General features: G+C 59.5%; 17 protein-coding genes and 1 pseudogene. 11 read left to right on the top strand and 7 right to left on the bottom strand.

All coding sequences use genetic code 11. From position 1 onward, the window contains the following. Nucleotides 1-86: 86 nt before the first annotated feature. Nucleotides 87-3,395 carry a pullulanase-type alpha-1,6-glucosidase gene (pulA, locus tag KB890_RS09830; RefSeq protein ID WP_004178620.1) on the top strand — a complete coding sequence of 1,103 codons (3,309 nt, stop codon included), beginning with the start codon at nucleotides 87-89 and terminating at the stop codon, nucleotides 3,393-3,395. Between the two features lie 256 nt (nucleotides 3,396-3,651). After that, nucleotides 3,652-4,209 carry a type II secretion system assembly factor GspB gene (gene gspB, locus KB890_RS09825; protein ID WP_004178622.1) on the top strand — a complete coding sequence of 186 codons (558 nt, stop codon included), beginning with the start codon at nucleotides 3,652-3,654 and terminating at the stop codon, nucleotides 4,207-4,209. Nucleotides 4,210-4,247: 38 nt separating this feature from the next. Here the strand turns inward: gspB and gspS are convergent, their stop codons facing one another. Together gspS and KB890_RS27575 are read right to left on the bottom strand one after the other, a co-directional pair. Beyond that, the gene (gene gspS / locus KB890_RS09820) at nucleotides 4,248-4,622 is read right to left on the bottom strand and encodes a type II secretion system pilot lipoprotein GspS (RefSeq protein ID WP_004194926.1); all 375 of its coding nucleotides are present in this window, start codon (nucleotides 4,620-4,622) and stop codon (nucleotides 4,248-4,250) included. 125 nt (nucleotides 4,623-4,747) lie between these two features. Then, nucleotides 4,748-4,819 (bottom strand): annotated as a pseudogene (locus KB890_RS27575) (hypothetical protein); the annotation flags it as partial. 390 nt (nucleotides 4,820-5,209) lie between these two features. Between KB890_RS27575 and mrcB the strand changes: the two are divergent. The 5 genes from mrcB to fhuB all read left to right on the top strand — a co-directional run bounded on the left by mrcB (nucleotide 5,210) and on the right by fhuB (nucleotide 13,915). Next, entirely contained in the window at nucleotides 5,210-7,762 is a 2,553-nt protein-coding gene (gene mrcB, locus KB890_RS09815) for a bifunctional glycosyl transferase/transpeptidase (protein ID WP_002889208.1), read from the top strand. 233 nt (nucleotides 7,763-7,995) lie between these two features. After that, on the top strand, nucleotides 7,996-10,203 hold the full coding sequence (gene fhuA / locus KB890_RS09810) for a ferrichrome porin FhuA (protein WP_004178624.1): 2,208 nt from the start codon (nucleotides 7,996-7,998) through the stop codon (nucleotides 10,201-10,203). A gap of 45 nt (nucleotides 10,204-10,248) precedes the next feature. Next, complete coding sequence (gene fhuC, locus KB890_RS09805; protein ID WP_002889212.1) at nucleotides 10,249-11,046, top strand: Fe3+-hydroxamate ABC transporter ATP-binding protein FhuC; 798 nt, start codon at nucleotides 10,249-10,251, stop codon at nucleotides 11,044-11,046. Further along, nucleotides 11,046-11,936, top strand: coding sequence for a Fe(3+)-hydroxamate ABC transporter substrate-binding protein FhuD (gene fhuD / locus KB890_RS09800; protein WP_004178627.1), 891 nt, complete (start codon nucleotides 11,046-11,048; stop codon nucleotides 11,934-11,936). Before fhuC ends, fhuD begins: the two co-directional genes overlap by 1 nt. Further along, nucleotides 11,933-13,915 carry a Fe(3+)-hydroxamate ABC transporter permease FhuB gene (fhuB, locus tag KB890_RS09795; RefSeq protein ID WP_004178629.1) on the top strand — a complete coding sequence of 661 codons (1,983 nt, stop codon included), beginning with the start codon at nucleotides 11,933-11,935 and terminating at the stop codon, nucleotides 13,913-13,915. The genes fhuD and fhuB overlap by 4 nt, the downstream gene beginning before the upstream one ends. Here fhuB and KB890_RS27680 read toward each other — a convergent pair. After that, nucleotides 13,912-14,043, bottom strand: coding sequence for a hypothetical protein (locus tag KB890_RS27680; RefSeq protein WP_020324422.1), 132 nt, complete (start codon nucleotides 14,041-14,043; stop codon nucleotides 13,912-13,914). The genes fhuB and KB890_RS27680 overlap by 4 nt on opposite strands. Nucleotides 14,044-14,052: 9 nt before the next feature. Beyond that, a complete protein-coding gene (gene hemL, locus KB890_RS09790) occupies nucleotides 14,053-15,333 on the bottom strand; it encodes a glutamate-1-semialdehyde 2,1-aminomutase (RefSeq protein ID WP_002889272.1) in 1,281 nt (426 codons plus the stop codon). Nucleotides 15,334-15,513: 180 nt separating this feature from the next. Here hemL and clcA point away from each other — a divergent pair, with 180 nt between their 5' ends. Both clcA and erpA read left to right on the top strand, forming a co-directional pair. Then, nucleotides 15,514-16,932: a H(+)/Cl(-) exchange transporter ClcA gene (gene clcA / locus KB890_RS09785; protein ID WP_004194884.1), complete on the top strand. Its 1,419-nt coding sequence runs from the start codon at nucleotides 15,514-15,516 to the stop codon at nucleotides 16,930-16,932. An 81-nt stretch (nucleotides 16,933-17,013) separates the two neighbouring features. Continuing rightward, on the top strand, nucleotides 17,014-17,358 hold the full coding sequence (erpA, locus tag KB890_RS09780; protein ID WP_002889275.1) for an iron-sulfur cluster insertion protein ErpA: 345 nt from the start codon (nucleotides 17,014-17,016) through the stop codon (nucleotides 17,356-17,358). 71 nt (nucleotides 17,359-17,429) lie between these two features. Here the strand turns inward: erpA and KB890_RS09775 are convergent, their stop codons facing one another. The 3 genes from KB890_RS09775 to mtnN are packed head-to-tail and all read right to left on the bottom strand — an operon-like array spanning nucleotide 17,430 to nucleotide 19,581. Beyond that, nucleotides 17,430-18,053, bottom strand: coding sequence for a TRIC cation channel family protein (locus tag KB890_RS09775; RefSeq protein ID WP_004178633.1), 624 nt, complete (start codon nucleotides 18,051-18,053; stop codon nucleotides 17,430-17,432). 36 nt (nucleotides 18,054-18,089) lie between these two features. Further along, nucleotides 18,090-18,890 (bottom strand): vitamin B12 ABC transporter substrate-binding protein BtuF, encoded by an 801-nt coding sequence (btuF, locus tag KB890_RS09770; RefSeq protein WP_002889279.1) that lies wholly within the window; start codon nucleotides 18,888-18,890, stop codon nucleotides 18,090-18,092. Next, a complete protein-coding gene (gene mtnN, locus KB890_RS09765) occupies nucleotides 18,883-19,581 on the bottom strand; it encodes a 5'-methylthioadenosine/S-adenosylhomocysteine nucleosidase (RefSeq protein WP_002889282.1) in 699 nt (232 codons plus the stop codon). The genes btuF and mtnN overlap by 8 nt, the downstream gene beginning before the upstream one ends. Before the next feature lie 83 nt (nucleotides 19,582-19,664). Between mtnN and dgt the strand changes: the two genes are divergently transcribed. Both dgt and degP read left to right on the top strand, forming a co-directional pair. Continuing rightward, nucleotides 19,665-21,179, top strand: a complete 1,515-nt coding sequence (gene dgt / locus KB890_RS09760; protein WP_004145871.1) for a dGTPase — start codon at nucleotides 19,665-19,667, stop codon at nucleotides 21,177-21,179. Nucleotides 21,180-21,313: 134 nt separating this feature from the next. Continuing rightward, entirely contained in the window at nucleotides 21,314-22,747 is a 1,434-nt protein-coding gene (gene degP / locus KB890_RS09755) for a serine endoprotease DegP (protein ID WP_002889286.1), read from the top strand. Nucleotides 22,748-22,901: the final 154 nt, after the last annotated feature.

Raw genomic sequence — 22,901 nt, 5'->3', positions numbered from 1 at the left:
AAGCAAAAATATCTAATTAGCGCGCTGTAAAGATATTCATCCTTTCTTACCTTTTATAATTTAATAAGCATATTAGGGACTATCGAATGCTCAGATATACCTGTCATGCCCTATTTCTTGGATCGTTAGTATTATTGAGTGGCTGTGATAACAGCTCTTCCTCTTCTACCTCTGGCTCACCGGGTTCACCAGGCAATCCTGGCAACCCAGGCACTCCCGGCACGCCCGACCCGCAGGATGTCGTCGTCCGCTTACCGGACGTTGCCGTCCCAGGCGAAGCGGTGCAGGCTTCCGCCAGGCAGGCTGTCATTCATCTCGTCGATATCGCCGGCATCACCAGCAGCACGCCGGCCGACTATGCGACGAAAAACCTCTATTTATGGAACAACGAAACCTGTGACGCGCTGAGCGCGCCGGTGGCTGACTGGAATGATGTCAGCACCACGCCGACCGGCAGCGACAAATATGGCCCTTACTGGGTGATCCCGCTGACTAAAGAGAGCGGATGCATCAACGTTATCGTCCGCGATGGCACCAATAAGCTTATCGACAGCGACCTGCGCGTCTCTTTCAGTGATTTCACCGATCGGACGGTATCGGTCATCGCTGGCAACAGCGCGGTCTATGACTCCCGCGCCGACGCCTTCCGCGCCGCCTTTGGCGTGGCGCTGGCCGATGCGCACTGGGTCGATAAAACCACCCTGCTGTGGCCGGGCGGGGAAAATAAACCCATTGTGCGCCTCTATTACAGCCACAGCAGTAAGGTGGCCGCCGACAGTAACGGCGAATTTACCGATAAGTATGTCAAGCTGACTCCCACCACCGTCAGTCAGCAGGTGAGCATGCGCTTCCCGCATCTCGCCAGCTATCCTGCCTTTAAGCTGCCGGATGATGTCAACGTCGATGAATTGCTGCAGGGCGAGACGGTGGCGATATCCGCCGAAAGCGACGGGATCCTGAGCTCCGCCACCCAGGTACAGACCGCCGGCGTGCTGGACGATACCTATGCCGCCGCCGCCGAGGCGCTGAGCTACGGCGCCCAGCTAACCGATAGCGGCGTGACCTTCCGCGTCTGGGCACCCACGGCGCAGCAGGTCGAGCTGGTGATCTATAGCGCGGACAAGAAAGTGATAGCCAGTCACCCGATGACCCGCGACAGCGCCTCCGGCGCCTGGTCCTGGCAGGGGGGAAGCGACCTGAAGGGCGCCTTCTACCGCTACGCGATGACGGTCTACCACCCGCAGTCGCGTAAAGTCGAGCAGTACGAAGTGACCGATCCCTACGCCCACAGTTTGTCGACCAACTCGGAGTACAGCCAGGTGGTCGATCTGAACGACAGCGCGCTGAAGCCGGAAGGCTGGGACGGGCTGACGATGCCGCACGCGCAGAAAACCAAAGCCGACCTGGCGAAAATGACGATCCACGAGTCGCATATTCGCGATCTCTCTGCCTGGGATCAAACCGTTCCCGCCGAACTGCGCGGTAAGTATCTGGCGCTCACCGCCCAGGAGAGCAATATGGTCCAGCATCTGAAACAGCTGTCGGCCTCGGGCGTGACCCATATTGAGCTGCTGCCGGTCTTCGATCTGGCGACGGTCAATGAGTTCAGCGACAAAGTCGCCGATATTCAGCAGCCGTTCAGTCGCCTGTGCGAGATCAACAGCGCGGTGAAGAGCAGCGAGTTCGCGGGCTATTGCGACAGCGGTTCGACGGTCGAAGAGGTGCTGACCCAGCTGAAGCAGAACGACAGTAAGGATAACCCGCAGGTGCAGGCGTTGAATACGCTGGTGGCGCAGACCGACTCCTATAACTGGGGCTACGATCCGTTCCACTACACGGTGCCGGAAGGATCCTACGCCACCGATCCGGAAGGCACGGCGCGCATTAAAGAGTTCCGCACCATGATTCAGGCGATCAAGCAGGATCTGGGAATGAACGTCATTATGGACGTGGTGTACAACCACACCAACGCCGCCGGCCCGACCGATCGCACCTCGGTACTGGATAAGATCGTCCCCTGGTACTACCAGCGTCTGAACGAAACCACCGGCAGCGTGGAATCGGCTACCTGTTGCTCCGACTCGGCGCCAGAGCACCGGATGTTCGCCAAGCTTATCGCCGATTCACTGGCGGTATGGACCACCGATTATAAGATCGATGGCTTCCGCTTCGACCTGATGGGCTACCACCCGAAAGCGCAGATCCTCTCGGCCTGGGAACGCATTAAAGCGCTGAACCCGGATATCTACTTCTTTGGCGAAGGCTGGGATTCCAACCAGAGCGATCGCTTTGAAATTGCCTCGCAAATCAATCTCAAAGGCACCGGGATCGGCACGTTCTCCGATCGTCTGCGCGACGCCGTGCGCGGCGGCGGGCCGTTCGACTCCGGTGACGCATTACGCCAGAACCAGGGCGTGGGCAGCGGGGCTGGCGTTCTGCCGAATGAGCTGACCACCCTGAGCGACGATCAGGCGCGCCACCTCGCCGATCTGACCCGTCTCGGCATGGCCGGTAACCTTGCGGACTTTGTGCTGATCGACAAAGACGGCGCGGTGAAGAGAGGCAGCGAGATTGACTATAACGGCGCGCCAGGCGGCTATGCGGCTGATCCGACGGAAGTCGTGAACTATGTGTCAAAACACGATAACCAGACGCTGTGGGACATGATCAGCTATAAAGCCGCTCAGGAGGCGGATCTCGATACCCGCGTCCGGATGCAGGCGGTGTCGCTGGCGACGGTGATGCTCGGCCAGGGGATCGCCTTTGACCAGCAGGGCTCGGAGCTGCTGCGCTCTAAATCCTTTACCCGCGATTCGTATGATTCCGGCGACTGGTTTAACCGCGTGGACTACTCCCTGCAGGACAACAACTACAACGTCGGTATGCCGCGCAGCAGCGATGATGGCAGCAACTATGACATTATCGCCCGCGTGAAGGACTGGGTGGCTACCCCGGGCGAAGCCGAGCTTAAGCAGATGACCGCGTTTTATCAGGAGCTGACCGCGCTGCGTAAATCGTCTCCGCTGTTTACCCTCGGCGACGGCGCGACGGTGATGAAGCGCGTGGACTTCCGCAATACTGGCGCCGATCAGCAGACGGGTCTGCTGGTGATGACCATCGATGACGGGATGCAGGCTGGCGCCAGTCTGGACAGCCGTGTCGACGGCATCGTGGTGGCGATCAACGCCGCGCCGGAAAGCCGGACGCTGCAGGACTTCGCCGGCACATCGCTCCAGCTGAGCGCTATTCAGCAGGCGGCGGGCGACCGGTCGCTGGCGAGCGGCGTGCAGGTTGCCGCTGACGGTTCGGTCACGCTGCCGGCCTGGTCGGTTGCCGTTCTCGAGTTGCCGCAGGGCGAGTCGCAGGGCGCTGGCCTGCCGGTGAGCAGTAAATAACATAACGTAGGGCGCCCGTAAGGGCGCCTCTGGCTGATGACAAACCTGTTTCGTTATTGTGCTCGCCTTTCTGTCGGGTGGCGGCTTTCGCCTTACCCGGCCTACGAAAGATTGCAATTTCAAACAGTTATGCAGTTATCTGTAGGCCCGCGCAAGCGTAGCGCCGCCGGGCACTTCCTGAAGATTGCACTTTGTCAGCAGTCTGGGGCATCCGTAAGGGCGCCTTCTCGTTATCGTGAGGGAACAGGAGACGGTTGTGATTGTTCGTGATGACAGTGAAAGAGGCATCCCGCCTCTGGTGGCGCATCAGCCGCCGTCCTCGCTGGATGATGCGCCGGTGAGCCGCGGTCGGATGGTGCAGATCCCCGGCTGGATTATCCCGCTGTACGCCGGATTATTTATCGCGCTCGGCTGGTTTGGCGGCGAGCAGTGGCGTCACCCGGCACCGCCGCAAACGCTGCCCTTGCCGGTGGCGCATGCGGCGCTTCTGCCGTTAACCGCTGCCGGAGAGGCCGCGCCAAAGACGCCGCCGCCGGCGGCAAAAGCCAGCGCGCCCGCGGTGCCGGAAGTGGACAGCGATACGCTGCCGCCTCTGCGCTACAGCGCCCATGTCTATGCCTCGCGACCGGAAAAGCGCAGCATTGTGTTAAACGGCAAAGCGTGGACGGAGGGCGATTCACCCCTGCCGAACCTGGTGGTGGAGCAGATCCAGCAGGATGTGACGATCTTCAGCTTCAACGGCACGACCTTTACCCTCGCGGCGCTGGAGGACTGGCCGGGCGGAAAAATTGACGAGGAGCCGAAAGAGGAATAAAAGCGCGCACAATAACCGGCGCGCTGAGGATATTTCGCTTAGTCGCTGCGCAAGCTGGCAATAAATGGCGCGAGCTGACGATTAAATTGACTGCACTGTGTGGCTTCCGGGGTACTGTCCTGTAATAGCTGTTGGTAAAGCCGGTCGCTATTTTGGCTTAACGTCGCCACGTCAATATTTCCCCATCCGCGCGCTTTACCGACATTCACCGCTGCCCGATATATCGTTTCATCAGCGGGGAGATCGCTACGATTACATTTATTCTTGAGATAGCGCGTCCCGGCCGCCACGGACGAGAGCTGCTCGAGCTGCGCCTGGCTGCTGATAGCCGGGCTGAGCGTTGAGGCGGGTTTTTGTTGGCAGCCAGAGAGAAGGGCTACCATGCAAAGCGGAAATATAAGCGGAATACGCATCATAGAGTAATCAAAATAATGAATCACTGGCCGCTAGTTTAACAAATATTTACCTGGTGTCATCATAAAATATTATTCTGCATAAATGTTAACAGGCTCTCATTTTTATCAACGGAAAGGCGCTAAATCGACTTTACTTTTATCAATAATAAACGTTGGCGCTGGGAAAATATATTTTCATCCGCGGATGATGCCACTGCGTTGACCGGCAGGAAGCGCGCCGTTTTTTATGTTATTAAAAAACATACTCTTTCCCATCTTGTTACGTGCGCAGGAGGTAAAATGCTGGTTAAGAATGTCGCATTTTAGTGCTATCCTGTATGCCCTGAACATTACGTGCTATGTTCTGACTTATTCTGCCGATGATGCGTTTAACCCAATGATTTTATGGTGAATTTTTATTGTTAGTATCATGTAACATGAAGCAAGCCAACCCTCTGAAAGGCTGGCGGCGCGTCCTGCCTGCCAGCAGGTTGTCGTCCGAAGGATAAGCAGCCTGGACGTTAATTTGAGAGATTTCTTCTTCCTCTGAACAGGGGAAGTATTGAGAATCAGGCCTTTGCGCCTGAACGTTGCGGAGAAAAAGCATGGCGGGAGATGACCGCGAGCCTATCGGACGTAAGGGAAGACCCTCACGTCCGACTAAACAGAAAGTCACCCGTCGCCGGGTCCGGGAAGAGGACTACGACGACGAGTATGATGACGATGATTATGAGGATGAGAAACCGGTGCCGAGAAAAGCCAAAGGCAAAGGTGGCAAGCCTCGTCGGAAGCGCAGCTGGCTGTGGCTGCTGGTCAAGCTGGGGATTGTCTTCGCGGTGCTGATTGCCGCCTATGGCGTCTACCTCGACCAGAAAATCCGCAGCCGCATTGACGGTAAAGTCTGGGAGCTGCCGGCCGCGGTCTATGGCCGGATGGTCAACCTTGAGCCGGACATGCAGATCAGCAAAAACGAGATGGTGCGTCTGCTCAACGCCACGCAGTATCGCCAGGTCAGCGCGATGACGCGCCCCGGCGAATATACCGTGCAGGCTAACAGCATCGAGATGATCCGTCGTCCGTTCGATTTCCCGGACAGTAAGGAAGGGCAGGTGCGCGCGCGTCTTACCTTCGACGGCGACCATCTTGAGACCATCGAGAATATGGATAATAACCGCCAGTTCGGTTTCTTCCGCCTCGATCCGCGTCTTATCACCATGCTGCAGTCGCCGAACGGCGAGCAGCGCCTGTTCGTGAAGCGCAGCGGCTTCCCCGATCTGCTGGTGGATACCCTGCTGGCGACCGAAGACCGCCACTTCTATGAGCACGATGGGATCAGTCTCTACTCCATCGGCCGCGCGGTGCTGGCGAACCTGACGGCAGGCCGAACGGTGCAGGGGGCGAGTACCCTGACCCAACAGCTGGTGAAAAACCTGTTCCTCTCCAGCGAACGCTCCTACTGGCGTAAAGCCAACGAAGCGTATATGGCGCTGATCGTCGACGCCCGCTACAGCAAGGATCGCATCCTTGAGCTGTATATGAACGAGGTGTACCTCGGCCAGAGCGGCGATAACGAAATTCGCGGCTTCCCGCTGGCCAGCCTGTATTACTTCGGCCGTCCGGTGGAAGAGCTGAGCCTCGACCAGCAGGCGCTGCTGGTGGGGATGGTGAAAGGGGCGTCGGTCTATAACCCGTGGCGTAACCCGAAACTGGCCCTTGAACGACGCAATCTGGTGCTGCGTCTGCTGCAGCAGCAGCAGGTTATCGACCAGGAGCTGTACGACATGCTCAGCGCCCGTCCGCTGGGCGTGCAGCCGCGCGGCGGGGTGATTTCACCGCAGCCGGCGTTTATGCAGATGGTTCGTCAGGAACTGCAGGCGAAGCTGGGCGATAAAGTGAAAGATCTCTCCGGCGTGAAGATCTTCACCACTTTCGACTCGGTGGCGCAGGATGCGGCGGAAAAAGCGGCCTCCGAAGGGATCCCGGTTCTGAAGAAACAGCGTAAGCTGGCAGACCTGGAAACCGCCATGGTGGTGGTTGACCGCTTCACCGGCGAAGTGCGGGCGATGGTCGGCGGCGCGGAGCCGCAGTTCGCCGGTTATAACCGCGCGATGCAGGCCCGCCGATCGATTGGTTCTCTGGCCAAGCCGGCGACCTATCTGACCGCGCTGAGCCAGCCGAATCAGTATCGCCTGAATACCTGGATCGCCGATGCGCCGGTGACGATTCGCCTGTCCAACGGTCAGACGTGGTCCCCGCAGAACGACGATCGTCGTTTCAGCGGTCAGGTGATGCTGGTCGATGCCCTGACTCGCTCGATGAACGTCCCGACGGTTAACCTCGGGATGGCGCTGGGCTTGCCGGCGGTAGTCGATACCTGGACTAAACTGGGGGCGCCGAAGAATCAGCTCAACGCGGTGCCGTCGATGCTGCTTGGCGCGCTGAACCTGACGCCGATTGAAGTGGCCCAGGCCTTCCAGACCATCGCCAGCGGTGGGAACCGTGCGCCGCTTTCCGCGCTGCGGTCAGTGATTGCCGAAGATGGCACTGTGCTCTACCAGAGCTATCCGCAGGCGGAGCGCGCGGTGCCTGCCCAGGCGGCCTACATGACGCTGTGGACTATGCAGCAGGTGGTGCAGCGCGGTACGGGGCGTCAGCTGGGGGCGAAGTATCCGGGCCTGCATCTGGCGGGGAAAACCGGGACCACCAACAATAACGTCGATACCTGGTTCGCCGGCATCGACGGTAGTCAGGTGACCATCACCTGGGTGGGGCGCGACAATAACCAGCCGACCAAACTGTACGGAGCCAGCGGCGCGATGTCGATTTACCAGCGCTATCTGGCGAACCAGACGCCAACGCCGCTGGTGCTGACGGTGCCGGAAGACGTGGTTGATATGGGCGTGGACAGCAACGGCAACTTCGTCTGCAGCGGCGGTATGCGTTCGCTGCCGGTCTGGACCACGCAGCCGGATGCGCTGTGCCGTCAGGGCGAAATGATGCAACAGCAGCAGTTGCAGCAACAGGAAGCGAAAAATCCGTTTAATCAGTCCGGGCAGCAACCGCCGCCGCAGCAGCAACAGCAGCAACAGCCGCCGAAGCAGCAGGAAAAGAGCGACGGCGTCGCGGGCTGGATCAAGGATATGTTCGGCAGTAACTGATTTTGACCGCACGACCAGACCCCTTAATACGAAAGTATTAAGGGGTTTTTTATGCCTGTAAAAAAGTTAACGGCTCTTTAACTCCATAATAACTATCTGGTTATTAATTCAGCCTTCGACCGGCGGCGACAGGCATATCGCTTGCCTTGCCTTCGACGTTTCGCCTATTATATCGCCCGTCATAATAATAATTCTCGTTTACGTTATCATTCACTTTCATCAGAGATATACCCATGGCGCGTCCAAAAACTGCTCAGCCAAATCACTCGCTGCGTAAAGTCGCAGCTGTAGTAGCCACGGCGGTTAGCGGCATGTCTGTCTACGCACAGGCAGCAGAACAACCGAAGCAAGAAGAAACCATCACCGTCGTTGCCGCCCCGGCCGCCCAGGAAAGCGCCTGGGGACCGGCGCCGACTATCGCGGCAAAACGCTCCGCCACGGCGACCAAAACCGATACCCCGATTGAAAAAACGCCGCAGTCTGTGTCGGTGGTGACGCGCCAGGAGATGGAGATGCGCCAGCCGACGACGGTAAAAGAGGCGCTCTCCTATACGCCCAGCGTCTTCTCCACTCGCGGCAGTTCGACCACCTATGACGTGGTCACCATTCGCGGCTTCACCACCTCGACGACCGTCAACACCAACCAGTATCTGGACGGCATGAAGCTGCAGGGGAATAACTACTCTGAAGTCTCCATGGATCCTTACTTCCTCGAGCGTGTGGAAGTGATGCGCGGGCCAACCTCGGTGCTGTACGGCAACAGCAACCCGGGCGGTATCGTCAGCATGGTCAGCAAGCGCCCGACTACCGAGCCGCTGAAAGAAGTGCAGTTTAAGATGGGCACCGACAATCTGTGGCAGACCGGGTTTGACTTTAGCGACGCCATTGATGATGCCGGCGTTTGGTCGTATCGCCTGACCGGCCTTGGCCGCAGTCAGGATGCCCAGCAGCAGATGGCGAAATCGACTCGCTACGCGGTGGCGCCCTCCTTTAGCTGGCGTCCGGACGATAAAACCGACTTCACCTTCCTGAGCAACTTCCAGAATGACCCGGATGCGGGCTACTACGGCTGGCTGCCGCGCGAAGGCACCGTGGTGCCGTATTACGACGCCAACGGTAAGGCGCACAAGCTGCCGACCGATTTCAACGAAGGCGAGTCCGATAATAAAATCTCCCGCCGCCAGAAGATGGTGGGCTACAGCTTCTCCCATCAGTTCGATGACACCTTTACCGTGCGGCAGAACCTGCGCTATGCCGATGTGCATACGCTCTATCGTTCCGTATACGGCAACGGCTATGTCGCGCCGGGCTACATGAATCGCGCCTACGTGCGCTCCGACGAGCACCTGAACACCTTCACCGTCGATACCCAGCTGCAGTCTGATTTCGCCACCGGTGCGGTCAGCCATACGCTGCTGACCGGCGTGGACTACTCGCGGATGCGTAACGATGTGGATGCCGACTACGGGACGGCGGATCCTATCAGTATGAGCAATCCGCAGTACGGCAATCCGAATATTCAGGTCACCTTCCCGTACGCGGTCCTCAACCGGATGGAGCAGACCGGCCTGTACGCGCAGGATCAGATGGAGTGGGATAAATGGGTGATGACCCTGGGCGGCCGTTACGATTACGCCACGACCTCAACGTTAACCCGCGCCACCAACAGCCTGGCGGAGAATCACGACCAGCAGTTCAGCTGGCGCGGCGGCATCAACTACCTGTTCGATAACGGCATCTCGCCGTACTTCAGCTACAGCGAATCGTTTGAACCGGTATCGGGTTCCAACAGCCGCGGCCAGCCGTTCGATCCGTCGCGCGGTAAGCAGTATGAAGCCGGCGTGAAATACGTGCCGAAAGATATGCCGGTGGTGGTCACCGCGGCGGTCTATCAGCTGACCAAAGACAAGAACCTGACGGCTGATCCGGCTAACCAGGCGTTCAGCATCCAGACCGGCGAGATCCGCTCCCGCGGCCTTGAGCTGGAGGCGAAGGCGGCGGTGAACGCCAATATTAACGTCACCGCAGCCTACAGCTACACCGATGCGGAGTACACTCACGATACGGTGTTCAACGGCAAACGTCCGGCGGAAGTGCCGCGTAACATGGCCTCCCTGTGGGCGGATTATACCTTCCACGAAACCGCGCTGAGCGGTCTGACGATTGGGGCCGGGGCGCGCTATATCGGTTCAACGGTCAGCTACTACAAAAATGACACCAGCACCGGTAAGAAAAATGATGCCTTTAGTGTGGCCGGTTATGCGCTGATGGATGCGACGGTGAAATACGATCTGGCGCGCTTTGGCCTGCCGGGATCGTCGGTCGGCGTCAACGTCAACAACCTGTTCGACCGCGAATATGTCTCCAGTTGCTACAGCGAATACGCCTGCTACTGGGGCGCCGGACGTCAGGTCGTCGCCACCGCCACCTTCCGTTTCTAACCACCTACGGGCGCGGTTCGCCGCGCCCTCTATCAGGTTATCGCTATGCAGGAACAGACTCCGCACGCAGAAACCACCTTCGCGCTGGATCGCGTCACTTTCCGTGTGCCTGGCCGCACATTGCTCCATCCGCTCTCGCTCACCTTCCCGACCGGAAAAGTCACAGGCCTGATCGGCCATAATGGCTCCGGCAAATCGACGTTACTGAAAATGCTTGGCCGTCATCAGCCGCCCTCCGCAGGCGAAGTGCTGCTGGACGGGCAGCCGCTGGAGAGCTGGGGCAGCAAAGCCTTTGCCCGCAAAGTGGCCTATCTGCCGCAGCAGCTGCCGCCGGCCGAAGGTATGACGGTGCGCGAGCTGGTGGCGATCGGCCGCTATCCATGGCACGGCGCGCTGGGTCGCTTTGGCGCAGCGGATCGTGAGAAAGTAGAAGAGGCGATTGCGCTGGTGGGGCTGAAGCCGCTCGCTCATCGTCTGGTGGACAGCCTCTCCGGCGGTGAACGCCAGCGGGCGTGGATCGCCATGCTGGTGGCGCAGGACAGTCGCTGCCTGCTGCTCGATGAACCCACCTCGGCGCTGGATATTGCTCATCAAGTCGATGTTCTGGCGCTGGTGCATCGTCTCAGCCAGCAGCGCGGCCTGACGGTGATCGCCGTCCTGCACGATATTAATATGGCGGCCCGCTATTGCGACTATCTGGTGGCCCTGCGCGGCGGAGAAATGATTGCTCAGGGGACGCCGGCGGAACTGATGCGCAGCGACACTCTGGAACAGATCTACGGCATCCCGATGGGGATCCTGCCACACCCGGCCGGTGCGGCGCCGGTAAGCTTTGTCTATTGATGATGAACCCAACTCTGATAACCCGACGCCGCCTGCTGATCGCGATGGCGCTCTCGCCGCTGCTGTGGCAGATGCGCGGCGCGCAGGCGGCCGACGTCGACCCGCAGCGCGTGGTCGCCCTGGAGTGGCTGCCCGCGGAGCTGCTGCTGGCGCTCGGCGTGACGCCCTATGGCGTGGCCGATATTCCCAACTATCGCTTGTGGGTGAACGAACCCGCGCTGCCCGACTCGGTGATCGATGTTGGTCTGCGTACCGAACCCAACCTTGAACTGCTGACGCAGATGAAACCGTCGTTTATCGTCTGGTCGGCGGGCTACGGCCCGTCGCCGGAGAAGCTGGCGCGTATCGCGCCCGGCCGCGGTTTCACCTTCAGCGACGGCAAACGGCCGCTGGCGATGGCCCAGCGTTCGCTACTGGAAATGGCCGATCTGCTGGGCAAAACGCAGCAGGCGAAGCGCCATCTGGCGGAGTTCGACGCGCTGATGGAGAGCCTGCGTCCGCGTTTTGCCGGGCGCGGCGATCGTCCGCTGCTGATGATCTCTCTGCTCGATCCCCGCCACGTGCTGGTGTTTGGCGAAAACTGCCTGTTCCAGGAGGTGCTTGATCGCTTTGGTATTAAAAACGCCTGGCACGGCGAAGCGGCATTCTGGGGAAGCGTTAGCGTTGGCATCGACAGGCTGGCGGCATTTAACGAAGCCGATGTCATCTGTTTCGACCATGGCAATGAGCGAGATATGGCTCAACTGCTGGCGACGCCGCTCTGGCAGGCGATGCCCTTCGTGCGCGCGGGCCGCTTCCAGCGCGTTCCGGCGGTTTGGTTCTACGGCGCGACGCTGTCAGCGATGCATTTTGCCCGCGTGCTGGCTGATGCCCAGGGGAGACCGGCATGAATACGCGTCTCTCGCCGTTAGCTATTATCCTGCTGGCCGGGCTGCTGGGCGTCGCCTTCGCGCTGAGCATCGTCAACCTCAATGTCGCCTTGCCCTATGCGCAGTGGCGGCAGGCGCTGTGGCAGCCGGATGTCGATGATATCGCCCAAATGTTGTTTCATTACAGTTTGTTACCGAGACTGGCTGTTGCGCTGCTGGTGGGCGCCGGGCTGGGACTGGTTGGCGTCCTGTTCCAGCAGGTGCTGCGTAATCCGCTGGCGGAACCGACCACCCTTGGCGTCGCCACCGGCGCGCAGCTGGGGATAACGGTCACCACGTTATGGGCTATTCCCGGCGTGCTGGCGTCGCAATTCGCCGCGCTGGCCGGGGCCAGCCTGGTGGGCGCGCTGGTGTTTGGCGTCTCGTGGGGCAAGCGCCTGTCGCCGGTAACGCTGATCCTGGCGGGGCTGGTGGTCAGCCTTTACTGTGGCGCGCTTAACCAGCTGATGGTGATTTTCCATCACGACCAGCTGCAAAGCATGTTCCTGTGGAGCACCGGGACGCTGACGCAGACCGACTGGAGCGTGGCGCAGCGCCTGTGGCCGCAGCTGCTTGGCGGGGCAATACTCACCTTGCTGCTGCTGCGGCCGCTGACCCTGATGGGGCTCGATGACGGGGTGGCGCGTAACCTCGGGCTGGCGCTGTCCCTGGCGCGCCTCGGCGCCCTGACGCTGGCGATCGTCATCAGCGCGCTGCTGGTGAACGCGGTAGGGATTATCGGCTTTATCGGCCTGTTCGCGCCGCTGCTGGCGAAAATGCTTGGCGCCCGTCGGCTGCTGGCGCGGCTGCTGCTGGCGGCGCTGATCGGCGCGCTGCTCCTGTGGCTTTCCGATCAGGTGATCCTCTGGCTGAGCCGGGTATGGCGGGAAGTCTCCACTGGCTCGGTCACCGCCCTGATTGGCGCGCCGCTGCTGCTGTGGCTGCTGCCGCGGTTGCGCAGCATCAGCGCCCCGGTGATGAACGGCGGCGATAATGTGCAGCCTGAGCGCTATTATGTGCAATGGTTTGTTCTCGCAGGCGTCGCGTTGCTGCTGCTGGCGGTGAGCGTGGCGCTGGCCTTTGGTCGCGATGCCCACGGCTGGCTGTGGGCCCACGGCGATCTGCTGGAGCAACTCCTGCCCTGGCGCTGGCCGCGGGTACTGTCGGCCCTGTTCGCCGGGGTCATGCTGGCGGTCGCCGGCTGTATTATCCAGCGCCTGACCGGCAACCCGATGGCCAGCCCGGAAGTGCTGGGCATCAGCTCCGGCGCGGCTTTTGGCGTGGTGCTGATGCTGTTCTTCGTGCCTGGCGACGCCTTTGGCTGGCTGCTGCCGGCCGGCAGCCTTGGCGCGGCGGCCACCTTGCTGATCATTATGCTCGCCGCCGGGCGCGGCGGCTTCTCGCCGCATCGGATGCTGCTGGCGGGGATGGCGCTGAGCACCGCCTTCACTATGCTGCTGATGATGCTGCAGGCCAGCGGCGATCCGCGTATGGCGCAGATCCTGACGTGGATCTCGGGGTCGACATATAGTGCGACGCCGGAGAGGGTAGTGCGTAGCGGCGCGGTAATGCTGGCGCTGCTGGCGCTGGCGCCGCTCTGTCGTCGCTGGTTAACCATCCTGCCGCTGGGCGGGGAGGCGGCGCGAGCGGTGGGCATGGCGCTGACGTCATCGCGGATTGTTCTGCTGCTGCTGGCGGCCTGCCTGACGGCGGCGGCGACGCTGACCATCGGCCCGCTGAGCTTTGTCGGGCTGATGGCGCCGCATATCGCGCGGATGATGGGCTTCCGGCGAACCCTACCGCATATGGTGATTTCAGGGCTGACTGGCGGGCTGCTGCTGGTCTTCGCCGACTGGTGCGGACGGATGATGATGTTCCCGTATCAGATCCCGGCGGGGCTACTGTCGACCTTTATCGGCGCGCCTTACTTTATTTATTTGCTGAGAAAGCAGAGTCGCTAACGGTCCTGGATGGCTTCAACATCCCCGGTGGCGCTATCGCTTACCGGGGCTACAGCGCTGTGCGATTTGGTAGCCCCGGATAAGGCGCAATGCGCCTCCTCCGGGAAAATCCCTGCGCCACCAGGCATTCAAGCACCTTACAGCTTGGCAAATACCCGACGCGCGGCGTCGATGGTGTTGTCGATATCTTCTTCGCTGTGGGCCACGGACATAAAGCCGGCCTCAAACGCTGACGGCGCCAGGTACACGCCTTCCTCCAGCATCAGATGGAAGAAGCGCTTGAAGCGTTCAACGTCGCACTTCACCACGTCCTGATAGCAGGTGACGGTTTCGGCATCGGTAAAGAAGATGCCGAACATGCCGCCGACGTTATTGACCACCAGCGGGATCCCAGCGTCACGCGCCGCATCCAGCAGGCCTTGCGCCAGCTGGTTAGTCAGTTCAGTCAGGGTTTCATGGACCCCCGGCTGCGCCACTTCGTTCAGGCAGGCGAAGCCAGCCGCCATGGCGATCGGGTTGCCGGAGAGGGTGCCCGCCTGATAGACCGGACCGGTGGGCGCCAGAGCGTCCATTACCTCACGGCGGCCGCCGAAGGCACCTACCGGCATCCCGCCGCCGATGATTTTCCCCAGACAGGTCAGATCCGGCTCCACGCCGTAGTAAGCCTGAGCGCCTGCCAGCGCCACGCGGAAGCCGGTCATCACTTCGTCGATAATCAGCAGGGCGCCAAATTCGTCGCACAGGGCGCGCAGGCCCGGCAGGAATTCCGGCTGCGGCGGAATGCAGTTCATATTTCCGGCCACCGGCTCGACGATGATGCAGGCGATCTCCTGCGGATACTGCTCGAACGCCGCGCGCACCGAGGCGAGGTCGTTATAAGTGCAGGTCAGGGTATGTTTGGCGAAATCGGCCGGGACGCCCGGCGAGTTCGGCTGGCCGAGGGTCAACGCGCCGGAACCGGCTTTCACCAGCAGGCAGTCGGCATGGCCGTGGTAGCAGCCTTCGAACTTAATGATTTTGTCGCGACCGGTGAATCCGCGCGCCAGGCGAATGGCGCTCATGGTGGCTTCGGTACCGGAGTTCACCATCCGCACCATATCCATGGTCGGCACCAGCTCGGTCACCAGGGCCGCCATTTTCACTTCCATTTCGGTCGGCGCGCCAAAGCTCAGGCCGCGGGATGCCGCCTCGATCACCGCATTGCGGATAGCCGGGTGGTTGTGGCCCAGCACCATCGGACCCCAGGAACCGACATAATCGATATAGGCTTTCCCATCCACGTCATAGAGGTAAGCGCCATCCGCGCGTTCGATAAACAGCGGTGTGCCGCCGACACCGGTGAAAGCGCGCACCGGCGAGTTAACGCCGCCGGGGATCAGTTCGCGCGCAGCGTGGTACAGATTTTCAGATTTGCTCATGGCCAGGGTCCTGGTTCGTGAAAAATGTTTTATCGGCTATTCTAAGTTATTCCAGGATGGTTATGAAAGTTTTGCCCAATTGAAACAATGTGCCGCAAGGGCATTTTTTTGACGACGCAGCGCGCCGGGACGGCTAAAATGCCGCTCTCTTCATTTGTATTACCAATAATTGATAACGGCATGAAAGCAGAAACTCCCTCTTTTGAAGCACATCAGTTTGTGCGGGTGCGTCGCGGCGATGCGGTGCGCCGTCTGATTCAACGCGATAAAACGCCGCTGGCGGTGCTGTTTATGGCGGCAGTGGTCGGCACGCTGGCGGGGCTGGTGGGCGTCGCCTTTGAAAAGAGCGTGAACTGGGTGCAGAACCAGCGGATCGGCGCGCTGGCGCAGGTGGCGGACCACTGGTATCTGGTCTGGCCGCTGGCGTTTATCCTGTCGGCGCTGCTGGCGATGGTCGGCTATTTTCTGGTGCGTCGCTTTGCGCCGGAGGCCGGCGGCTCCGGGATTCCGGAAATTGAGGGCGCGCTGGAGGAGCTGCGGCCGGTGCGCTGGTGGCGCGTGCTGCCGGTGAAATTCGTTGGCGGCATGGGGACCCTTGGCGCCGGGATGGTGCTGGGTCGTGAAGGACCGATGGTACAGCTTGGCGGCAACATTGGGCGCATGGTGCTGGACGTTTTCCGCATGCGCAGTCCGGAAGCGCGGCATACGTTGTTGGCGACCGGTGCGGCGTCGGGGCTTTCGGCGGCCTTTAATGCGCCGCTGGCCGGTATTCTGTTTATCATCGAAGAGATGCGCCCGCAGTTCCGCTACAACCTGATCTCCATTAAAGCGGTGTTTACCGGCGTGATCATGTCGAGCATTGTGTTTCGCATTTTCAACGGCGAAGCGGCGATCATTGAGGTGGGTAAACTAAGCAACGCCCCGGTAAATACCCTATGGCTGTATCTGGTGCTGGGCATGCTGTTTGGCTGCTTTGGCCCGCTGTTTAATTTTCTGGTGCTGCGCACTCAGGATCTGTTCCAGCGCATCCACGGCGGCAACATCAAAAAATGGGTGTTGATTGGCGGATTAATCGGCGGGCTCTGCGGTCTGCTGGGGCTGATGCAGCCCTCCGCGGTGGGCGGTGGCTTTAACTTGATCCCTATCGCCGCTGCCGGTAACTTCTCCGTCGGACTGCTGCTGTTTATCTTTATTGCCCGCGTGTTGACCACGCTGATCTGCTTCTCTTCCGGCGCGCCAGGGGGCATTTTCGCGCCTATGTTGGCGCTCGGCACGCTGCTGGGCACGGCGTTCGGCATGGCGGCTATTCCGCTGTTTCCGGCCTACCATCTCGATGCGGGCACCTTCGCGATTGCCGGCATGGGGGCGCTGCTCGCCGCCTCGGTGCGTGCGCCGCTGACCGGGATCGTGCTGGTGCTGGAGATGACCGATAACTATCAGCTCATTTTGCCAATGATTATTACCTGCCTTGGCGCAACACTACTGGCGCAATTCCTCGGCGGTAAGCCTTTGTATTCGACCATTCTGCAGCGTACTCTGGCGAAGCAGGAAGCCGAGCAGGCGGCAAAAGCGCAGCAGGCTCCCCGGGAGAATACTTGAACGATTTACCAGGGTATTAGATAATGGCTCAAAAGGTCCGGTTATTCTTTAACCGGCCGGAAGTATCAATGGGAGCAGAAAATGAGTGATGACGTAGCGTTGCCGCTGGAGTTTACCGAAGCCGCAGCCAATAAAGTAAAACACCTGATTGCGGATGAAGATAATCCGAACCTGAAACTGCGCGTGTATATCACCGGCGGCGGTTGCAGCGGTTTCCAGTATGGCTTCACCTTTGACGATCAGGTGAACGAAGGGGATATGACCATTGAGAAACAGGGCGTCGGCCTGGTGGTTGACCCGATGAGCCTGCAGTATCTGGTCGGCGGCTCGGTCGACTATACCGAAGGGCTGGAAGGTTCGCGCTTTATCGTGACCAATCCGAACGCGAAAAGCACCTGCGGCTGCGGCTCCTCGTTCAGCGTTTAAAGCGAGTTCTCCCCCAGCGGGAGGGAGCAAACCCTAAAAACGGTAACCTTAAGGTTACCGTTTTGCTTTTATTACCGACCGTTATCGTCCAGGGCAAACGTCGGCAGCTTCAGATGCCAGCGAATAGCCGCCAGACGAATTACCAGGGTGACCACCATCCCCATCATTGCCGAATTCTCCAGCGAGAGATGAAAGGTGTCGTGTGCCGTGGCGTGGACAATACCGCCGACGATACAGGCGGTGGCGTAGATTTCGGTACGCAGAATCATAGGAATTTCCCGCGCCAGCACGTCGCGAATAATCCCGCCGCCGACGCCGGTCACCACCCCCATGCACACCGCGACCAGCGGGCCGCTGCCAGCGAGAAAAGCTTTATTGACGCCAATGCCGACAAACACCGCCAGACCGACGGCATCAAGAACGGGCAGGATCCATTTCGGCAGCCGGCGAGGCTGGCGGACCAGCAGGATGGTCAGCATGCTGGTGACCATCGCCACCACCAGATCGGTGGGATCTTTGACCCAGAATACCGGGCCATTCGCCAGCGCCATGTCGCGGATGGTCCCGCCGCCTACCGCCGTCACTACCCCTAACACCAGCACGCCGAATGGGTCCATACGCAGTTTTCCGGCCAGCAGTACGCCGGAGATCGCGAAGACAGCTGTGCCAATAATATCCAGCCAATAGACAAGCATCGTTGATTCCCACTGAACATCCGGTGTGCCGGATGATTATTTTACCTGGTCAAGCGCCGCACAAAGTTGTTTGGCGGCGAGGATAATACGTGGGCCGGCGCGTTCAAACCAGTCGCTGTGTAACGCAATCAACGAAATGGTGAGCTGATGTTGCCAAAAGCGCTGCGCTTCGGCAATGCGGCTGGCATCCCCGGTCACCACGATCGCCTGCGGCTGGCGGGCCAGCACCTGTTCGCGGCTCACCTGCGGCCAGGGAACGCGGCTGGTGGCGAAGATATTCTCGCCGCCGCAAAGCCTTAGCACCTGATCCTGAATCGAACCGGGGCCGCTGGTGAACAGCGGTGCGGAGCCGAACTGGAGGAAGACGCGTTTCTTCGGCGCGTTGGCATAGCGCGCTTTCAACGCATCGTATTCCTGCTGCATCGCCTGCGCCGCCTGCTGTGCTTTTTCCGGCTGCGGGCTCCACTGCGCCAGCTCACGCAGGGTAGCGATGATCTCTTCTATGGTCGAGGTCTGTACCCACAGGACGTGAATACCCAGAGACTGCAGCTGGTTAACCTGGCGTTCGGCATTGCCCCCGCGCCAGGCCAGCACCACGTCTGGCTTGAGCGCCACGATGCGTTCCAGGTTCATTCCCTGCCAGCTGGCAACCTGTTCGATCGTTTTGGCCTGCGAAGGATAATCGGAATAGCTGCTGACGCCGACCGGCGTGATCCCGGCGGCAAAGGCCAGTTCGGTATTGGCGGGGGAGAGGGTGATCACCCGCGGCGCGGCCAGCAGCCACGCCGGGGCGAGTAACAGCAGCGCGGCAAGCGCGAAGGATAGCGACTTAGCCACGTGCCAGGTTCTGTACCAGATTCTCCACCATCAGGGTGGACTGTCTGGCGGCGACCGCAAGGAACTCCTCAAAGCTGAGGTGGGACTGCTGGTCGGCCACGTCGGAGATAGCGCGAACCACCACGAAGGGAACCTTAAAGTTATGGCAGACGTGGGCGATGGCGGTCGCTTCCATTTCCACGGCGATCGCCTGCGGGAAATTATGGCGGATCTTCGCCAGACCGACAGAGCCGTTAATGAAGGCATCCCCGCTAACGATGAGGCCGCGAACGGCGTTGAGATCTAACGCTTTAATGCAGCTCTCTGCGGCGGCCACCAGTTTTTCATCCGCCTTAAAACCCGCCGGGCAGCCAGGGAGCTGGCCGTATTCATAGCCGAAGGCGGTGACGTCGGCGTCGTGGTAGCGCGCTTCATCGGAGACGACGATATCGCCGACCTTCAGCGTCGACGCCAGGCCGCCGGCAGAACCGGTATTAATGATCACGTCAGGCTGGCAGCGCTCCAGCAGCAGGGTCGCGCCCATCGCCGCCGCTACTTTTCCGATACCAGACTTCAGCAGAGCGACGTCAACGCCGTGAAGTTGGCCGGTATAGATTTCGCTTCCGCCAATGGTGATGGTCTGGCGGTTTTCGATTTTGTCGCGCAGAAGGGTAACTTCCTCTTCCATAGCGCCAATAATGCCAATTTTCATAGATTTACTCGCGATGTGTCAGGTTTAGTTGCATAGTCTATCATGCGCTTAAGGGGAAGCGTATTGCTCGCGCGGGAGAGGCTATGGCAAAGATTGATTTTCGCAACAAGATAAACTGGCGTCGACGCTTCCGTTCGCCGCCGCGGGTGGAGACGGAGCGCGACATCCTGCGGATCTTTGAAAGCGATCGGGGACGGATCGTCAACTCGCCGGCAATCCGCCGCCTGCAGCAAAAAACTCAGGTCTTCCCGCTCGAGCGCAACGCGGCGGTGCGCACTCGCCTGACCCACTCGCTGGAGGTGCAGCAGGTGGGGCGCTATATCGCCAAAGAGGTGCTGAGCCGGCTGAAAGAGCTGAGGCTGCTGGAAGAGTATGGCCTGGAAGAGCTGACCGGGCCATTCGAGAGCGTGGTGGAGATGGCCTGCCTGATGCACGATATCGGCAATCCCCCGTTTGGCCATTTTGGCGAAGCGGCGATTAACGACTGGTTCCGTCAGCGCCTGGCGCCCGGCGATGCGCTCGGGCAGCCGCTGACCGACGATCGCTGCGAAGTGCAGGCCTTACGCCTGCATGACGGAGAGACATCGCTTAATGCGCTGCGCCGTAAAGTGCGCCAGGATCTCTGCAGCTTTGAGGGCAACGCGCAGGGCATTCGTCTGGTCCATACGCTAATGCGTATGAACCTGACCTGGGCGCAGGTGGGATGTATCCTGAAATATACTCGTCCGGCGTGGTGGTCTGAGGAGACGCCGGCCAGCCACAGTTATTTAATGAAGAAACCTGGCTATTATTTAGCCGAAGAAGAGTATGTCGCGCGTTTGCGTAAAGAACTGGATCTCGCGCCTTACAATCGGTTTCCATTAACCTGGATTATGGAGGCTGCGGATGACATCTCATATTGCGTCGCGGATCTCGAGGACGCGGTGGAAAAACGTATTTTTAGCGCAGAACAGCTCTATCAGCATCTTTACGACGCCTGGGGCAGTCATGAAAAAGGCTCGTTATTTTCGCAGGTAGTAGAAAATGCCTGGGAGAAATCGCGAGCCAATTATCTGAAGCAGAGCGCGGAAGATCAGTTTTTTATGTATTTGCGGGTGAATACGCTGAATAAGCTGGTGCCCTACGCGGCGCGCCGATTTATTGACAACCTGCCGGCAATCTTCACCGGGGACTTTAATCATGCGTTGCTGGAGGACGACAGCGATTGCAGTCAGCTACTGGAACTCTATAAAAATGTGGCGATGAAACAGGTCTTTAGCCATCCGGATGTTGAGCAGCTGGAATTGCAGGGCTACCGGGTGATCAGCGGCCTGTTGGATATCTATCAGCCGCTGCTGAAATTATCGCTGGAGGATTTCAGCGAATTAGTAGCGCAGGAGCGGGTACGACGTTTACCCATTGCCTCCCGGCTGTATCAGAAACTTTCGACCCGTCACCGGCTGGCCTATGTTGAAGCGGTAAATAAACTGGCGCGTACGGCGCCCGAATTTGCGCTGATGGAATACTATTATCGCTGCCGTCTGATTCAGGACTATATCAGCGGGATGACGGATTTGTATGCGTGGGATGAATATCGGCGACTCATGGCGGTGGAATAGGCTGGAGTTTTGTAAAGATGGACAATAAATTTTTACTTTTTCCAGAAACTTAATTCCGGAACTTAGCGTTATAAAACGACTCTGATAGTCACGTACACAGCAACTTTCGTTACCTGATATTGAGATTGAAACTGATGAAAAAAACCACGTTAGCAATGAGTGCACTGGCTCTGAGTTTAGGTCTGGCGTTGTCCCCGCTCTCTGCGAGCGCGGCAGAAACGGCATCTTCGGCCACTAATGCACAGCAGATGCCAAGCCTGGCCCCGATGCTGGAGAAGGTGATGCCGTCGGTGGTGAGCATTAACGTTGAAGGTAGCACCACCGTTAATACCCCACGGATGCCACGTAACTTCCAGCAGTTCTTTGGCGATAATTCGCCGTTCTGCCAGGATGGGTCTCCTTTCCAGAGTTCGCCGTTTTGCCAGGGCGGCGGACAGGGCGGTCAGCCTGACGGCGGCCAGCAGCAGAAATTTATGGCGCTGGGCTCCGGCGTCATCATTGATGCCGCCAAAGGGTATGTGGTGACCAACAACCACGTCGTGGACAACGCCACCACGATTAAGGTTCAGCTGAGCGATGGCCGTAGGTTTGATGCCAAAGTCGTCGGCAAAGATCCGCGCTCTGATATCGCGCTGATTCAGATTCAGGATCCAAAAAACCTGACGGCGATTAAGCTTGCCGACTCCGATGCGCTGCGCGTCGGTGATTACACCGTGGCTATCGGCAACCCGTTCGGTCTGGGCGAAACCGTGACCTCCGGGATTGTCTCCGCGCTGGGCCGTAGCGGCCTCAACGTGGAAAACTACGAAAACTTTATCCAGACCGATGCGGCGATTAACCGCGGGAACTCCGGCGGTGCGCTGGTGAACCTCAACGGCGAGCTGATCGGTATCAACACCGCCATTCTGGCGCCGGACGGCGGCAACATCGGTATCGGTTTTGCTATCCCGAGCAACATGGTGAAAAACCTGACCGAGCAGATGGTGAAATATGGCCAGGTGAAACGCGGTGAGCTCGGCATTATGGGCACCGAACTGAACTCTGAGCTGGCGAAAGCGATGAAAGTCGATGCCCAGCGTGGGGCCTTCGTCAGCCAGGTAATGCCAGGTTCGGCGGCCGCAAAAGCGGGCATTAAAGCCGGCGATGTCATCACCTCCCTCAACGGGAAAGCGATCAGCAGCTTCGCCGCGCTGCGTGCCCAGGTCGGCACCATGCCTATCGGCAGCAAAGTTGAGCTTGGTCTGCTGCGCGACGGCAAACCGGTGACCGTGACCGTCGAACTGCAGCAGAGCAACCAGACCCAGGTTGACTCCAGCACCATCTTCAACGGGATTGAAGGGGCGGAAATGAGCAATAAGGGTCAGGATAAGGGCGTGGTGGTCAATAATGTGAAAGCCGGTACCCCGGCGGCACAGATTGGCCTCAAGAAAGGCGACGTCATCGTCGGGGCGAATCAGCAGCCGGTGAAAAACATCGCCGATCTGCGGAAAATCTTCGACGCCAAACCGTCCGTACTGGCGCTGAACATTCAGCGCGGCGACGCCTCTATCTATCTGCTGTTGCAGTAACCGCCAGCGCTCGCTTCCCAGCCCCTTCCCTCGCCGAGGGCAGGGGCTTTTTTCGTTCTGTGACCGCCCCCACAACTCCACATATCTCACCCCGGCTTAGTGCAAATGCACAATGCAGCGCGACGATGACTCTTTTATGCTGGTGCCCAGCAAA

Source organism: Klebsiella sp. P1954, assembly GCF_018199955.1.
In the GTDB taxonomy this organism is placed as follows: Bacteria; Pseudomonadota; Gammaproteobacteria; order Enterobacterales; family Enterobacteriaceae; genus Klebsiella; species Klebsiella pneumoniae.
This window is presented reverse-complemented; position numbering and strand designations above follow the sequence as displayed.

Bases quoted from the DNA above. Each gene is read 5' to 3' on its own strand.
- pulA (WP_004178620.1), top strand. From the start codon at position 87: ATGCTCAGATATACCTGTCATGCCCTATTTCTTGGATCGTTAGTATTA.
- gspS (WP_004194926.1), bottom strand. From the start codon at position 4,622: ATGCGTATTCCGCTTATATTTCCGCTTTGCATGGTAGCCCTTCTCTCT.
- mrcB (WP_002889208.1), top strand. From the start codon at position 5,210: ATGGCGGGAGATGACCGCGAGCCTATCGGACGTAAGGGAAGACCCTCA.
- fhuA (WP_004178624.1), top strand. From the start codon at position 7,996: ATGGCGCGTCCAAAAACTGCTCAGCCAAATCACTCGCTGCGTAAAGTC.
- fhuC (WP_002889212.1), top strand. From the start codon at position 10,249: ATGCAGGAACAGACTCCGCACGCAGAAACCACCTTCGCGCTGGATCGC.
- fhuD (WP_004178627.1), top strand. From the start codon at position 11,046: ATGATGAACCCAACTCTGATAACCCGACGCCGCCTGCTGATCGCGATG.
- fhuB (WP_004178629.1), top strand. From the start codon at position 11,933: ATGAATACGCGTCTCTCGCCGTTAGCTATTATCCTGCTGGCCGGGCTG.
- KB890_RS27680 (WP_020324422.1), bottom strand. From the start codon at position 14,043: ATGCCTGGTGGCGCAGGGATTTTCCCGGAGGAGGCGCATTGCGCCTTA.
- hemL (WP_002889272.1), bottom strand. From the start codon at position 15,333: ATGAGCAAATCTGAAAATCTGTACCACGCTGCGCGCGAACTGATCCCC.
- clcA (WP_004194884.1), top strand. From the start codon at position 15,514: ATGAAAGCAGAAACTCCCTCTTTTGAAGCACATCAGTTTGTGCGGGTG.
- erpA (WP_002889275.1), top strand. From the start codon at position 17,014: ATGAGTGATGACGTAGCGTTGCCGCTGGAGTTTACCGAAGCCGCAGCC.
- KB890_RS09775 (WP_004178633.1), bottom strand. From the start codon at position 18,053: ATGCTTGTCTATTGGCTGGATATTATTGGCACAGCTGTCTTCGCGATC.
- mtnN (WP_002889282.1), bottom strand. From the start codon at position 19,581: ATGAAAATTGGCATTATTGGCGCTATGGAAGAGGAAGTTACCCTTCTG.
- dgt (WP_004145871.1), top strand. From the start codon at position 19,665: ATGGCAAAGATTGATTTTCGCAACAAGATAAACTGGCGTCGACGCTTC.
- degP (WP_002889286.1), top strand. From the start codon at position 21,314: ATGAAAAAAACCACGTTAGCAATGAGTGCACTGGCTCTGAGTTTAGGT.